Origin of the sequence: Streptomyces sp. NBC_00647, from assembly GCF_045207245.1 — a bacterium.
Lineage (GTDB): Bacteria > Actinomycetota > Actinomycetes > Streptomycetales > Streptomycetaceae > Streptomyces.
Window position 1 is genome coordinate 10,573,595 of sequence record NZ_CP109040.1, and the last position, 13,840, is coordinate 10,587,434.

13 protein-coding genes are annotated in these 13,840 nt (G+C 68.3%); 10 read left to right on the forward strand and 3 right to left on the reverse strand.

Features of this window, described 5'->3' with window-relative positions:
- Positions 1 to 429 precede the first annotated feature (429 nt).
- Complete coding sequence (locus OG788_RS46595; protein ID WP_406368301.1) at positions 430 to 1,032, forward strand: RNA polymerase sigma factor; 603 nt, start codon at positions 430 to 432, stop codon at positions 1,030 to 1,032.
- Positions 1,029 to 1,640: a hypothetical protein gene (locus OG788_RS46600; RefSeq protein ID WP_406368299.1), complete on the forward strand. Its 612-nt coding sequence runs from the start codon at positions 1,029 to 1,031 to the stop codon at positions 1,638 to 1,640. The genes OG788_RS46595 and OG788_RS46600 overlap by 4 nt, the downstream gene beginning before the upstream one ends.
- Before the next feature lie 397 nt (positions 1,641 to 2,037).
- On the opposite strand, the gene OG788_RS46605 is transcribed toward OG788_RS46600, so the two are convergent.
- Genes OG788_RS46605 through OG788_RS46615 form a run of 3 tightly spaced genes read right to left on the reverse strand, consistent with a single transcriptional unit; the run spans position 2,038 to position 4,148 of the window.
- Positions 2,038 to 2,556: a helix-turn-helix domain-containing protein gene (locus tag OG788_RS46605; protein ID WP_406376630.1), complete on the reverse strand. Its 519-nt coding sequence runs from the start codon at positions 2,554 to 2,556 to the stop codon at positions 2,038 to 2,040.
- Positions 2,471 to 3,061 (reverse strand): HD family hydrolase, encoded by a 591-nt coding sequence (locus OG788_RS46610; protein WP_406368295.1) that lies wholly within the window; start codon positions 3,059 to 3,061, stop codon positions 2,471 to 2,473. Before OG788_RS46610 ends, OG788_RS46605 begins: the two co-directional genes overlap by 86 nt.
- A 13-nt stretch (positions 3,062 to 3,074) precedes the next feature.
- Positions 3,075 to 4,148, reverse strand: a complete 1,074-nt coding sequence (locus OG788_RS46615) for a helix-turn-helix transcriptional regulator (protein WP_406368293.1) — start codon at positions 4,146 to 4,148, stop codon at positions 3,075 to 3,077.
- Between the two features lie 297 nt (positions 4,149 to 4,445).
- On the opposite strand from OG788_RS46615, the gene OG788_RS46620 reads away from it, so the two are divergent.
- The 8 genes from OG788_RS46620 (at position 4,446) to OG788_RS46655 (ending at position 13,840) form a co-directional block, all read left to right on the forward strand.
- Positions 4,446 to 4,868 carry an ATP-binding protein gene (locus OG788_RS46620; protein ID WP_406376631.1) on the forward strand — a complete coding sequence of 141 codons (423 nt, stop codon included), beginning with the start codon at positions 4,446 to 4,448 and terminating at the stop codon, positions 4,866 to 4,868.
- Positions 4,868 to 5,293: a DUF6415 family natural product biosynthesis protein gene (locus OG788_RS46625; RefSeq protein ID WP_406368289.1), complete on the forward strand. Its 426-nt coding sequence runs from the start codon at positions 4,868 to 4,870 to the stop codon at positions 5,291 to 5,293. Before OG788_RS46620 ends, OG788_RS46625 begins: the two co-directional genes overlap by 1 nt.
- 59 nt (positions 5,294 to 5,352) lie before the next feature.
- Entirely contained in the window at positions 5,353 to 6,021 is a 669-nt protein-coding gene (locus OG788_RS46630; RefSeq protein ID WP_406368287.1) for a hypothetical protein, read from the forward strand.
- A 203-nt stretch (positions 6,022 to 6,224) separates the two neighbouring features.
- Positions 6,225 to 6,458, forward strand: a complete 234-nt coding sequence (locus tag OG788_RS46635; protein WP_406368285.1) for a hypothetical protein — start codon at positions 6,225 to 6,227, stop codon at positions 6,456 to 6,458.
- A 537-nt stretch (positions 6,459 to 6,995) separates the two neighbouring features.
- Positions 6,996 to 7,376 (forward strand): CU044_2847 family protein, encoded by a 381-nt coding sequence (locus OG788_RS46640; RefSeq protein WP_406376632.1) that lies wholly within the window; start codon positions 6,996 to 6,998, stop codon positions 7,374 to 7,376.
- Between the two features lie 2 nt (positions 7,377 to 7,378).
- The gene (locus OG788_RS46645; RefSeq protein ID WP_406368281.1) at positions 7,379 to 9,394 is read left to right on the forward strand and encodes a trypsin-like peptidase domain-containing protein; all 2,016 of its coding nucleotides are present in this window, start codon (positions 7,379 to 7,381) and stop codon (positions 9,392 to 9,394) included.
- Positions 9,391 to 10,356 (forward strand): AAA family ATPase, encoded by a 966-nt coding sequence (locus OG788_RS46650; protein ID WP_406368279.1) that lies wholly within the window; start codon positions 9,391 to 9,393, stop codon positions 10,354 to 10,356. Before OG788_RS46645 ends, OG788_RS46650 begins: the two co-directional genes overlap by 4 nt.
- A complete protein-coding gene (locus tag OG788_RS46655) occupies positions 10,328 to 13,840 on the forward strand; it encodes an SAV_2336 N-terminal domain-related protein (protein ID WP_406368277.1) in 3,513 nt (1,170 codons plus the stop codon). Before OG788_RS46650 ends, OG788_RS46655 begins: the two co-directional genes overlap by 29 nt.

A 13,840-nucleotide genomic window follows, 5' to 3' on the forward strand; every position in this document is an offset into this window, starting at 1 on the left:
CGCAGCGGCGGGATCCGGGATGGTGGCCGCTGCGCTGTGGTGGGTCCAGACGCGGTGAACGGCGCGGGGGCGGGCTGTTGTGCGTGGCGAGGGGAGCGGGTGGGGCTGGTGGGCAGGACGGTGGCGAAGAGGTGGGCCACCGATGGCAGCGTGTGGAGGCCTTCATCCGATGAAGAGGCATGACAGTTGGTGGAGGAGGCTGGGTGTGGGGGCTGGGGTCGGTGGTGTCGTGGCAAGCCGGGGCCGGTGTCTGCGTGGTGGTGGCAGTGGTGAGCGGATCGGTGTGGCTCGCTGAGCGGGGTCGTCGGGTCACGCTGGTGGCGTTGGTACGGCACGCGCCGCCGGGGACAGTGGTACGCCAACAACGGGGCATGGGCGGGCCTGCCATGGAGGTCCGCCTCGGGTCTGCGGTGAAGGAAGGGGGACACCGTGAGGGACCGGCGGATCTCCGAACAGACAGCGCATGACGTGTCGAGGCTGTGGGATTGCGAAGCGATGCCCTTACTGCGCTATGCCATGGTCCTCACGGGTGGTTCGCAGCCGGCCGCCGAGGACCTGGTGCAACGGGTGTTCATGGCGGTGGCCCAGCAGTGGGATTCCCTGGCCGAGACCGGCCTGTTCACCACGGGCTGGAAAGTGGAGCCCGGCAGACACCGGGCCTGGCTGCGCCGGGTGTGCCGCAATCAATGGATCGATGACGTCCGCAGGGCACAGCGGTTGAACCAACTGGGCCCTGAGCTGGCGCGCAGCCAAGCCGCGGCGCCACCGGATCCGGCCGATGTCGTGTTGGCCCGTGATGCTCTCGAGCGCTGCTGGAAAGCAATCCGCTCCTTTCCCGAGCGGCGCCGGCAGGTGGCCATTTTGTACTTTGTCGAGCAGTGCTCAACGGCGCGGATCGGCGAGCTGTTGGGGATCGAGCCGTCGGGGGTGCGTAAGCACGTGGCGATCGCCCGCGCAGCGCTGCGGCACGCGGCGGATGGTCCTCTGCAGAGCATGCAGGCCACCAGGTCGCGGGAGGAGGAGCAGCTGTGACAAAGGATGCGGACGACCGCAAGGGCGACGCCGTGATCGCCCGCCTGCTGCAGGATGCCGAATGCGTCATCGACACGCATCCGGGCAGCATGCAGCGGCGCAAGAACGAGCTGCGTGACTGGATGGCCGGCGTGGACCGTACCGACCGGCCTGAGACCGAGGCTGATTCCACCAGCCGCCAGCATCCGCCCGGGGCCCGGCCCCGGTTCATCAACTTCCGTCCCGATCTGGCATTGAAGCCACTCGATCGTGCACGCGAGCCCGACAGGGACCCGATGGCCCGGCTGCGTTGGCCGGTCGGAGACCACGCCCGCACGGTTCCTGCCGGCAGCAGCTGCGGGCGCCCGAGCGGCTGGCAAAACGAAGCGGCCGAGGCCGCGTTGAGCGCGGTCAGTGAACTGCGCACCCGTCTGACCCTGGTGCGACCGGACGCGCAGACACGACTGCTGCACCGTGTGCTGGCCCAGACGGAGGAAGAGCTCAGCCGTACTGGACAGATCTCCGTCGGCCTGTATGAGCAACTGCGCACCGTACTCACCGACGCTCCCTTGGATCCGGCGCTGGCGGACTGTGCCGGCGTTGTTGCACGGCTCCTGGCAGGGGAGTGAACAGGGGCGCGGATACGGCAAGAGCGTCTGGGTCTGCGACCCGGGCCCCGCGCGGCCGGAGCGTGGGGCGAGGTGCCAGGAGGGCCGACGTTGGGGGGCACCGCAACGAGTCGTCCTGCGCTTTCGACTGCGTGACAGAGGAGTGCAATGACATCCGTCTGGTGCGAGCAGGCGGACGCGGCAACGCCTCACGGCGCGGCGGCAGTAGTCAGCTCGCTCAGGGGCCTGGCGGGCTTCTGGACGTGGCCGGTCCGACCCGGCTCCTGACAAGACTTTGTAGACGTGGGACTTGTCGCGGGATGGGTGAACCTTGCCAGGAGGCGAGGCCGGCCGCAGCGGCGACCAGGACGAGCGCGATGGCCTCTCCAGCGTGCTTCGGTTACCCCTCCGGCGGCGCTCAAGGCTGCCGAATGCGCCAGCGGGCTGCAGCCTCTATCGCAGTGCGTTGTTCGGGCTTCTCTTGCGATGCGGTGCCATGCGGTACGAACTCGACGTTGAGGTGGGCGTCGAGCGCGGCTGCCAGGCGTCGCAGAAGAGGCACGGTGGGAGTGGTGCCACCCCCTTCGATGCGGGAGATCGCCGGTTGCTTCATCCCGGCCCGCACGGCGAGCTGGGGCCTGGCTGAGCCCGAGCTGTGTCCGCCGGTCGTAGACCATTTGAGCGAGGTCGTCCCCGTGCAACGGTCTCCTGGTGGCTGGCTGACGCGGAACGCGAGACCATCCCCGCACGTGTGGGGATGACCCCGCCAGCGGCGCCGGAGCGGGGCTGCTTGCCGTGCGGGCGGGGGAGGGTCCCCGGGACGCGCCTTGCGTCCCGAGAGACTAAATTGATCAGGCCTGTTCCCTGTTGCTTTCGCCGAGTGCTGTGCGTAGCCAATCGAGCGAGTCTGTTTCGAGCACCGCTTCGGCGAGTGCATGGGCGGTTTTCGTCGTGAGGCGGCTGCGGCTGTTGTCGATCCAGCGCTGCGCGTTCTGATATCCCTGGGCCTTGTACTCGACGCCTTGGATCAGGCATTCCAGCTTGTCGGCGTCCCGCGCGCAGACCGATTCCGGGGATTCCTTGGCCTCGTATTCGTCGATCAGCTCGCGTACCGCCTGAGCCAGAATTTCGGGCATCTGGGCGACCTGGTCGGCAGTGACGTGGCGGGGGTCGGCCTGCGGCGCGTATTTCCTGCCCAGGTAGTTCACGTCCCCGGTACGGGTTTCCTGCGAGTCGTGCCATACCGCGAGGAATGCCGCCCTGGCTGGGTCAGCGCCTTCCAGCTTGGCGATGATCGTCGCGATGAGGGCGGTGCGCCACGAGTGATCGGCGACCGACTCCGGTTCTTTGACCCCGGCCATCCACCATCCGGTGCGTGCGGTGTTCTTCAGCGTCCCCGCCTCGTACAGGAAGCGGGCCACCGCGGTCAGGTCCTCGGACACCGTCAGGCTCCTCTCACGCCTCGGCGAGGCGGATCGCGTACCGGATGCTCTCCAACTCCCGCCGTCCGCGCGGAGAGAGTCCCCCGCTATCCAACATGATCGATAGCCTCTCGCGCAGCGCGCGGGACGCTGCACCCGAGCGGAGCAGGCCGGGCCGGGCTTGGAGGAGGGCCCAGATGCTGTGGACATTGAGTTCCACATAGCCATGTTCGGGCGAGATCCCGTCGACGAGATGTTTCAGAAGCTTGTCGCCTGTCCACGGCCCGAGAGAGCGGTCGGCGATGAAGGCGTCGGTGAGCTCGACTTGCCTCACCTCACCGACCCAATAGCCGAAGTAGTTGAGGTTGGCAGCTTCTCCGGCATCGTCGTCCACCAGCGCGGTGTCGATGAAGTGAGACAGGCGATCGACATCGCCCTGTCGGGCGGCAATGGCTGCCACGCTGCGGGCGTTCAGCCAGCCGGTAAGCCAATCGGCCGGCCGCTCTCTGCGCTGCTGGTGAACGAGCCACTCCTCCGTGTCCGTCTCCCGGTCGTATCCGCACAGGTAGAGGGCTTGACGACGCAGGAGGAACTGGTCAGTACCGCGCGCCTGCTCTGCAGCACGCCGCATCTGAGCGAAGAAGCCCTGCCGCTCAGCCGATGACAGTTCGGGCCCGGATGGAGTCGGTCCGCGGCGAGGACGGGATGGCGCGGGCAGGTTGCGCACTGGTTGTGGCGGGACGCCGTTGAGCGGCCACACCAGCACTTCGGCGAACTCGCGTTGCATCACCATCGCACCGAGCAAACTCTCCTCGACCTGGGAACCTTCTTCGAGGACGCCAGAGAGGAGCACATCTGCTTCCAAGGCGCGCTCCAGCACTTGTAAGAGAGCGGACGCGGTACCCATCTGCATCAACCGACGACGGTGGACGAGCATCTGTCCGACAGGCACCGCAGTAAGCGGACGCCGCCCGGTTTCCCACCCAGCGATCGTGTTCAGGCTCACCTTCAGGCGCTCGGCGACTTCCTCCTGCGTGAAGCCTTGCTGCTCCCGTATCACGCGCCAGACATGACCGCTGATGACGCCGAAGCGGCCGCGTGAAGTCATACCCGTACTACCGGTCAGGGTTTGTCGAGGGTTCGGCCGCATGGGAGATCCAATCGGGGCAGTTTTCAGCAAGCCACCTGTACTCGCGGTCACTTCAGCAGCTGCGACGGCTTTTCTAGCGTATTCGCCATCACCGTGAGCCTAATAGGGAGGTAGTAACTCATGGGCTTATTTCATGTTCACCAGCCGACCGTGCCAATCCGCCTCCGACCGGTGCTGCAACCCGCCACTGAGGTTGAGATGACAACGACAGCCGTACGGATGCCTCGGACGGTCCCTAATCGCGACGAGGACGTCATGGGACTGACCTTTGAGATTGCTCCTCGCCGTGGCGGCACCCCGCCCTCAGACAAGGACGCCTGCAGGGTCGGTGCCGTACGGCGGATCGCGGCCGCGCGACTTCGGTACTGCGGGCTTGAGGCGATGACGGACCACGTCGCGCTGATCATCTCGGAGCTGCTGACCAACGCGTTGCTGCACAGCGGAACGAAGGAGATCAGCCTGACCATCGCTGTCCGCGACGGCTTCCTTCGGATTGCCGTCCGGGACGGCATGGCTGGTTGCGCCGACCACGGTGAGGTCGATGAGGGTGCCGAGTCGGGGCGCGGCCTCGCTCTCGTCGATGCCTTGGTGAAGGAGAGCGGCGGTGCATGGGGGACCGGCGACGCAGGAGCGGTCACCTGGTGCCGTCTCACCGTTCCGGCCAAGGAGAGGGTGTGATGACCGCCCCCACTGTTCCGGGGCGAACCAGGGCCGTACCTGTGTGGACGCCGCCGTTGAGCCCTGAAGCTTTGGAATCAGTTCTGAGCAAGGTTCATGGGTGGCAGCCGTTCGACGGTGAATCGCTCCTTGACGATGTCGGCGCGGTTCTGGACGTCGTCGTCCCGGCCGAGGAAGCCCTCGAAGACAACTGCCAGCGGCTTCGCGGCCACCTGATGCAACTCGTCACTATCGCCATCGCCGCGGAGGCTGACCAGAAGGATCCGGAAGTGGAACAACTGATCGAGCGGGCCCGTCGGTTACGCGCCGAGGCGGTGCCTGGCGACTACCTCCAGGCCGTGGGGCACCTGCGCCGGATGGCCTGGGCCGTCGACGAACTCCACGAACGCCTCGGCGCGATCAAGTGTCTACGGGAGGCGGCCTGATGCTGGGACCCCTGCTTTCGTACAGCCCGCCCGCCCCGTCGAGAAGGACGCATCGCTCCATGCCTTCCACCTCAGTCGGACCGGCCGTAGTCCCGTACGTCATCCAGCGGGTGGGGGAGGAGGCGGCGCCCGACAACCTGGTCATCAGGCGCAGCGCGCCGGGCCGAAGTAGGCTCCACTACCTCGACGAAGATCCCCGGGATCGTGATCCTCGCGGTGTGCTGTTCGCGCGGGTCGGCTGGAATCCGCTGGGTGTGGACGGGATGCCGACCGGGGAGCCGCAGTGGAAGTTCATGCACCCGCACCGGCAGATGATGACCATGCAGACTCTCCGGTGCCAGGTATGCACCCAGCCCGCCCGGACGAAGGCCGGCTTCATCTTCCTTGCGGGGCCCAGGGACGAGGACCCCACCCGGACGGAGATCCTGACGAACCAGCCCCCGGTGTGCGCCCGGCACGTCCGCACCGTTGCGGCGCTGTGCCCGCACATGGAGAAGCAGCCGATGGTGTTCCTCGCCCGGAGCGCACCCCTGTACGGCGTGAGCGGAGTCCTCTACGGCCGCCTCGCCCGCGGGGGACTGCACGTCGTTGCCCGGCCGGACATCGCCGTGCCCTACGGGAACCCCGACCTGGCCACGTTCCTGGCCTCGCAGATGGTCCGCCGGCTCTCGAGCTTCCGCGTCCTGGAGTTCGGCGAGCTGCTTGAGGAACTCGCGACGGCCGCATAGGCCCCTGTCCGGTGGCCCGGAAGACCGTCCGTGCCCGGGCCATCGGGCGGGCCGTACGCCCAGCGCAGGGAGTTGCCGGCCGATCCCCTACGGCCCGGCTCTCCCTTCCCGCGCTGGTGCTCACCCCCTTCGCCGCTCTTCCCCCAGGGCGGCGAAGAGGGCCCAACGCTCCTGTATCTGACCGTCAACAACACGGAGGAACCATGACCAACCTCGGACTGCCCACTGTTCCCGCGCAGAAGCGCAGGGACCTCGGCGGAGGTGTCGGATACGCATTCAACGGCCAGCACTTCGACGCTCCGGCGGATACTGACGTCGACTCCGTCGCCAAGACGCTGACCGCACCGCTGTCCGTGATCGTGCAGGTCACCAAGCGGTGCGACTTCGACTGCTCGTTCTGCTCCGAGACCCTGCCCTTCGTTCGTATCGGATGGTGAGGCGGCGGCAGCGGAGGAGCCGAGCGATCGACCGTTCGATCTTCAGCGGTGCCGACCCAGGCGTTCGCCGGACGCGAGTCCACAGATCGCCAAGGATCTGCAGGTCAGCGTCCGGCTCGGTGCAGAGACAGCGGCGGAAATGGATCGAGGGCGCTCCGCAGGCGTTTCGCGGAATCGGCGTCCTCCGCGGTTCAGCAGTTCCGTCCGGGACAGGCCGGATAGCCGGGAGGCGCGCGTTCTGGAGAGGGGGACGGAGGAAGAGCCGCTTCACCGACAGGGCCTGCACGACGATGAGGTCGGCGGCGGTCACGGCATCGGCGGCTGCCAGGCGGTCTCCTCCGCCGGTCAGGTGTCTGGGTTGCGGGGGCGGCCTGCTGAACGTGCCGCTCACCATCTGACAATCGCCCTTTCGGGGTGACGATCCAACGGTGTCCGAACCAGCCAGGTCCGGCGTCTGCAGCCGACTACTTTCCCAGGCCCGATCGGAGTTGATCGATGCAAGGGTCAAGAGCCCGCGGAACTGGCATAGTTGATGCCATGGGGGATTTTGTGGAGTTCACCTTCGACGACGGCCAGGCAGTGCTGTTGGAGGTCTTTCCCAGCCCGCTGGGAGACTCTGCGGGGAGTGGCGCTGCACCAGGATCTGCGCCGCTTGTACCCGTCGCGGGTGACGGAAACGGACGGGTGGCGCGGGCTGCTCGTGGCGCACTGCGGCAAGTGCTGCAGCCGTTGGTCCCGGTCCTGCAGTCCGTGCACGACACGGTGTCGGCGATGGACAGACGGCCCCAACAACTCACCGTGGACCTCGGTGTCAAGGTCGGCAACGATCTGACGCTCGGAATCGTCGCGAACAAGGGCGAGGCGAGTCTCACGGTGTCAGCGACCTGGAATCTCGAAACTCCTGCGCCGACGGAGTAGTCGTGCACCGGCAACACGACGACGCGGACGCGCGTATCCGCCGGGCCTGGGTCACTGTGCACACCCGTGACGTGATCGGGACGGGTCTTGGCGCGGGAGTGGTCGTCGCCGACGGATTCTTGATCACCTGTGCCCACGTGATCAACGCGGCTCTCGACCGAGACATGCTGGCGCCCGACGAGCCGACCGCGACGGAGATGCTTCGGGTGGGGGTGTCGCTGCCGTGCCTGGGGGATGAGCATCACCCGGTGGAACTGGTCAGGTGGCTGGCCCCCAGGGTTGCGGGCGGACAGTGGTGGGAGGGCGACCTCGCCCTGCTGAGGGTCGATCTGCGGGACTCTGCCGTCAGCCCGGTACCCGTCCGGGAAACAACCGGCCGATGGATGTCGACCTGGTACGCCCATGGTGCCCCGCGCTCGCTCGTGGACGTCTACGTGCAGGCACGCATGGGCCCGTGGTACATCCTGGACCCTGGGCACGCCCCGCTGGAGATCGAGCCGGGGCACAGCGGAGCGCCCCTGTGGGACCGTGAACGCGGCTGTGTGACGGGTCTGGTGGTGTCCACCGAACCTGACCGTCCCCGCTCGTACGCCATCAGGGCGTCCGAGATGATGCAACTGCTCGTAGCGGCCGGCGTGCCGCTGGCCGTGAGGGGGCTGTCCGACCCTAAAAGACGCGCCCGGTGCCGTGAAGTGGCGGATGCTCTGGACGGACTCCCCGACCGGAAACTGGTGCGATGCACCAGCCGTGTGACCGACGCTCTTGGCATGTCCTGGACTCCGGACACTGCTGAGGAACTCGTCGAAGCGGCCTTGAGCCACCCCCGAGGCATGCCAGTCCTCCTCAGCGCCCTCACCGCGTTCGAGGATGTGAGCCGTAGGGTCCGGGAGGCCGCAGCGAAACTCGGGTCGGTGCGCCTGCTCACTCCGGATGAGTACCACGAACTCGCAGAACTCCTGGGCGCGGCCGCCTACCCGGAGGTCCGCGCGGCGGCCCAACGGGCCGTGCCGCACCTTGCCTTCGCCGAGGCCGGACCTCAGGGTATTGAGGCGCTGGTCGAGGATTTGGAGGACCGCGCGAGCGAACCCGGTCTGGTGCCACCGCTGATCCAGGTGGTCGAGGAGGTGGCCGCGCACCGCGGGGACGGCGGAGACACGCTGCGGGACTGGTCGCAGAACCTCGTCGCACGCCTGGGTGTCAGCCCGGACGCGATGGCACAATGCCGCTGGTCCGCCAGATCCCGTGCCGCCGCCCGGACGGTGCAGCCCGTGCTGCGAGTGTGGCTGTGGCCGCAGCCCGCAGCCGACGTCTTCCACTACGACATCCGCCTTTACGACGACGACACGCGCGGGGAGCCAATGCGGACCTGGACCGACGAGGACGTCCTGCGCGACGGCGATGAGCTGTGTGCCGCGCTCTCCGAGGCCGTCGACGATCTCGACCAGTACGAGGAGTCGGCAGGCGTCGAGTTCCTGCTGGAGGAAGGCTTCTTCGGCCTGGCGGTGGACCGATTGCCGACCCACGCCGGGCCTCTGGGGACACGGGCCATCGGGCTGGACAGGACAGTGGTCGTTCGCGGCCAGAACGCCCCCCGCCGGGGGGACTGGAAGGCACGCTGGGAACACGGACACAGCACGGTGGCCGAACCCTACGTACTGCACGAACTGGACACGGCGAACGGCACCTTGTCGGCACAGAAGAAGATCGCCTGTGTCATCGCCTGCTGTCCGCCCGACCAGCGCGACGGCACCTTGGCCCTGTGCCGCTGGCTGGGGGTCCCCGTGGTCCTGTGGCATCGGGCTGCCCACGGCCCGGACACAGCTGAGACCTTGCGGGCCTTCGTCCGCGACGACTGGCAGCACAGCCTGCGCGAAGAGGTCAGACAGCGGCGTGCCGAAGCCCTGCACGACACCGCGCACATAGGCGCCCACCTGGCCCTGTTGTGGGAGAACCCGAACTGGGCACCGCCCCGCAGGCGGCTGGCCAGCCCGCCCAGGCGCAATGGAGGCGCTGCGTGAACGACGGACGTCCTCAGGAACGGCTCTTCCGCGGGGGCGGCGGCACGTACGACGACTCCGTGCCGCTGCCCGAGCCTCCGCCGTGGCGACGACCGCGACAGGAAGGCGAGGCTCAGCGCCCACGACCGTATTTGATCGGCGACACAGAGGTCGAAGTGGTCAACGCCGCGTTGCGGCTGCGGCGCCCCCTTCTGGTCACCGGTGCTCCGGGCACCGGCAAGTCGTCGCTCGCGCACGCCGTGGCGGCGGAACTCGGTCTTGGACCGGTCCTGGTCTGGCCGGTGAACACCCGCGCCACGCTCACGGACGCGCTCTACCGCTATGACGCTATCGGCCGGTTGCGTGAGCAGCGAGACGGCAAGGACGACATCGGCAGCTTCGTGCGGCTGGGGCCTTTGGGAACCGCGCTGGCAACCCGGAACAACGGGCGGCCGCGGCTGCTGCTGATCGACGAACTCGACAAGAGCGACCTGGACCTGCCCAACGACCTGTTGTTCGTGCTGGAGGAGGGCGAGTTCACCATTCCCGAACTGGCGCGGCTACCCGATGAACAGGCCGAGGTCGCCGTCAACGTGCAGGGGTCGCAGGAGAAGGTGCGGGTGCGCCAGGGCACCGTCCGCTGCCAGGACTTCCCCTTCGTCGTGATCACCAGCAACGGCGAACGAGAGTTCCCCGCAGCCTTCCTCCGCCGCTGTATCCGACTGGAACTGCCTGAGCCGGCTGCCGACCAGCTCGAAGGCATCGTGCGAGCGCACTTCGCCCACGACCTGCCGCAGCTTGAAACACAGTGGCCGCGAGTGCAGGAACTCATCCAGACCTTCACCGACCGGCGCAGCCTTGGCGGGCTCGCCACCGACCAACTGCTGCATGCCATCCACCTGCTGAGGCAGGGCGTCCACCCCGAAGTGGAGCACCTCAGAGAGGCGGTGCTGCGTGAGCTCAGGAGCAGCGGAGTCCGGTGACCCGGACGAGCTGTGGGCCGCTCGCCTGCACGCCGCACTGCGCGGCGTCGGAACGGAGCTTTCACCCAGGGAGCTGAGCGACGCGCTGTGGCTGGCTCTGCACACGCCGCCGGGGCGAACCGCCGAGGCTGGGGCTGAGCCGTATGCACCCGCCCGGCCTGCGGCGACCTCCGGCCTCGCTGCACGGCCCGATCCCTCGGAACGAAACGCCGCTGAGCCTACCCCGAGCGAGCCCCCTCGTCCGGTCTACACCTTCATACGGACGCGGGACGGCGGTGCTCCCGGTACGCCGCTGCGCATTCCAGGTGTGCGGGGCCTGCGTCATCCGCTGGGCCTCGTACGGGGGTTGCGCGCACTCAAGCGACAAGTGCCCTCCCTGCACCGGCACGAGCTCGACGAGGGCGCTACCGCCGAGGCCATCGCCGACAGCGGTGTTCTCGATGCTGTTCTGCAACCAGCCCGGGACCGCTGGCTCCACCTCGTCCTCGCCGTGGATGAGGGGCCCTCCATGCGAGTGTGGCGCGATACGGTCGGCGAACTGCAGAGCGCGCTCACGGGCTCGGGCATCTTCCGCTCTGTACGCGCAGGCCCGCTCGACGCGGCGGCGGCTCTCGTGGTCGCAGGCCGCACCGTCGTCCTGGCCGTGACGGACGGTGTCGCCGATCACTGGTACACGGGTTCTGCCCGCAGGCGGCTGGCCGTCCTGGCCCGCAGGGCACCGACGGCCGTGCTCCATCTGTTTCCCCCGCGTCTGTGGAACGGCACCGGTCTGGCCGCCGAACCAGCGATCGTCCGCACCACGGGCCCGGCGCCGCCCAACACCCTGCTTACCGCTCACGATCCCTGGCTCACCACCTCATCGCGTCCTCGGCCCGGCCTGCCCGTCCCCGTGCTCGCGCTGGAGGAGCTGAGCCTGCGCCCCTGGGCCGATCTGATCGCCTCGCACGGAGGCGTGGCGACGTTGCGGGTCATCGACGCGCTCGCTCCTGGAAATCCCCGCCCCTTCGATGACGAGACCGGCGATCTGGCCACCGAGGAGCCGGACACGGCCGCTGATCGCGTGAGCATGTTCCGGGCATCGGCCTCCCGCAACGCCTACGAGCTGGCCGGTCACCTGGCGGCCGTTGATCCGCTGACGCTTCCCGTCATGCGGCTCGTCCAGGCAGCAGCCCTGCCCGACAGCCATCCCGTCTGTCTGGCCGAGGTCATGCTGAGCGGTCTCATGCATGTCGACGAGCCGCTCGTCGGCCACGACGTCTTTGCCTTCCCACCAGAGGTACGCAGCCGCCTTCGCGCGGTGGTGAGAGCAGGCGCGGCCCAGCGCACCGTCGACGCGGTGAGCGACTTCATCACCCCGCGCCTGGGCCGGACACCGGACTTTCCCGCGGTCATCGCGGACCGGACAGGAACGCTGAGCCTGCCACGAGAGGGGGAGCCGCTCGCGGAATGGACGTCTGCAGGCGCACCGCGTGGCGAGGGCAGCTACCCGGGACCGCAGCTGGGGAGAGCGCCGCTGCTGCCAGGCACGCACAACCTGCCCGACCGCCGTACGGTTCGATGGCATCCTGCCCTCCATCGCGATGTGACCTGGGTGGACGAGACATTGGCGGGCCGGGGCCGACACCGGGCGGCTGCACTCTGCGGGCCCGCAGGGTCGGACAAGACGACCGTCGCGCTGGACTATGCCTACCGCCGCCTAAAGGAGTACACCCTGGTGTGGTGGGTCGACGCACGCGAGCCGGACGGTGTGGAGAGCGGCATCGCGAGCATCGCCCACGCCCTGCTCACGGAGCCCGCCCCCGACTCAGCCCGCATCCACCCCACCGAGAGAGCCCTGCAGTGGCTCGAGTCCCACCCGGGCTGGCTGCTCGTCCTCGACCACGTCACCGACGCGGTGAAAGTGACAGAACTCGCCGACCGTATCGGTGCGTACGGGCATCTCCTGATGACCGTACGCACCCACGAGTCCCCGTGGGACCAGTTCCCGGCACGAGACCTGACGCCCGCCTACCGCGACCGACACGATCTCCTCACCGGCCTCCGGAACGCGCCCACGATCGACGCACAGCTGTCCGACCTGCTGTGCGTCGATCCGCAGACGAACGACGATCCTCATCACACGCACCTGCGCTCCCCCCAGGATGAGCCTCAAGCCGACCGTAAAGGCCTGGCCGTACTCTTTTGTTCCCTCAACGGCCTGGAGAGCATCAACGACCGGTTCGGCCGGAGCGCAGGCGACATCGTTCTTGTCGAGGTCGCCCGTCGGCTGTGCGACACCGTACGAGACGACGACACCGTCGCCCGTGTCGGCGGCGACGAGTTTTTGGTCCTCGTGGGCCAGTTGGACCCAGCCGAAGCGCAGAACCTTGCCGCACGTCTACGCAACGAGATCATCGCGCCGATCGGAGTTGATGGACGAGCAGTCAGCATCGGGGCCGACATCGGCGTCGGCTGGGCGCAGTGCGGCATATCGGCGCAACGCGTCATTGATGTCGCACGGGACAAGAGCCGCCCACGCGGGCGGGGCCTGGGAGTACTGGTTCGCCTGACCGATGCCCTCAGTACGCTGTCGTGCCTGGAGGATGTCCAGGGGCGGGCCATCTTCGCGCTTCTGCTCGCGGAGCAGCTGGGCCGCCCGATCAACCTGCACGGCGCCGAATTACGTAGGGACGTCGTGATCATGGCGCGAGCCGCCTTAAACGCGGCCGGCGGGGCCGACACGCTGATTGACGTCGTGCGGGTATTCGAGGGAGAGGCCGCGAGCTGGGAGATACGGCGGCTGTTCGATGAAGCCGGTGCCGAATCGCCACGCGCCGCGTCGCAGGCCGGGGCAACCGAGCCACGGGATACCCGGATCTCGCTCGCGCTGATGCAAGCGCTGACCGATGCCCTGTGCGAGCTGGACTGCATGCAGGACGCGCCGGGGCGCGGGCAGTTCGCCGCGGTGCTGGCGGACTTGCTCGGCCGGCGAATCGAGCTGCGGGGGAGCAAGCAGCGTGAGGACGCCGCCACTCTGGTGCGTGCCGCGTTGGACACGGTGGGCGGGGAGCACGCCCTGGCCGACGCTGCGCGGATTCTGGAGGGTACCCAGGCCGGCGATGAGGTGGCGCGTCGAATGACGGCCGCTTCCGACTCCCCGGTGCCCAGGGTGCTGTCTGCCGGGGAAGAAGGCAAAGGCCGGGCTCTCCTGCGCGCCGTCACGGCCGACCTGTCCGTCTCCAGCTTGCGCGAGGCACTCGTCCACGACTTGAACGGCCTTCGTCTGCCTGCCGGCCTCTCGCTGGAACAGTTGTTCGCGTACACCCTGGAACTGACCGCGCAGTCCGACGGGCTGCCGCCCGCTGTCCTGCTCGTCGAGCGCGCGTCGCGGCTCACGTCATCGCCGACGCACCGCTCCGCCCTGGCCGCATGCGCCGAGATATGGGCCGCGGACATGGGCTTGTCCGGCGCCCTGCGCCGCCGCAGGGCGGCGGCAGGCGCCTGA

Coding starts and splice junctions, on each gene's coding strand:
- OG788_RS46605 (WP_406376630.1), bottom strand. CDS start 2,556: ATGCACTCGCCGAAGCGGTGCTCGAAACAGACTCGCTCGATTGGCTAC.
- OG788_RS46615 (WP_406368293.1), bottom strand. CDS start 4,148: ATGACTTCACGCGGCCGCTTCGGCGTCATCAGCGGTCATGTCTGGCGC.
- OG788_RS46620 (WP_406376631.1), top strand. CDS start 4,446: ATGGGACTGACCTTTGAGATTGCTCCTCGCCGTGGCGGCACCCCGCCC.
- OG788_RS46625 (WP_406368289.1), top strand. CDS start 4,868: ATGACCGCCCCCACTGTTCCGGGGCGAACCAGGGCCGTACCTGTGTGG.
- OG788_RS46630 (WP_406368287.1), top strand. CDS start 5,353: ATGCCTTCCACCTCAGTCGGACCGGCCGTAGTCCCGTACGTCATCCAG.
- OG788_RS46635 (WP_406368285.1), top strand. CDS start 6,225: ATGACCAACCTCGGACTGCCCACTGTTCCCGCGCAGAAGCGCAGGGAC.
- OG788_RS46640 (WP_406376632.1), top strand. CDS start 6,996: ATGGGGGATTTTGTGGAGTTCACCTTCGACGACGGCCAGGCAGTGCTG.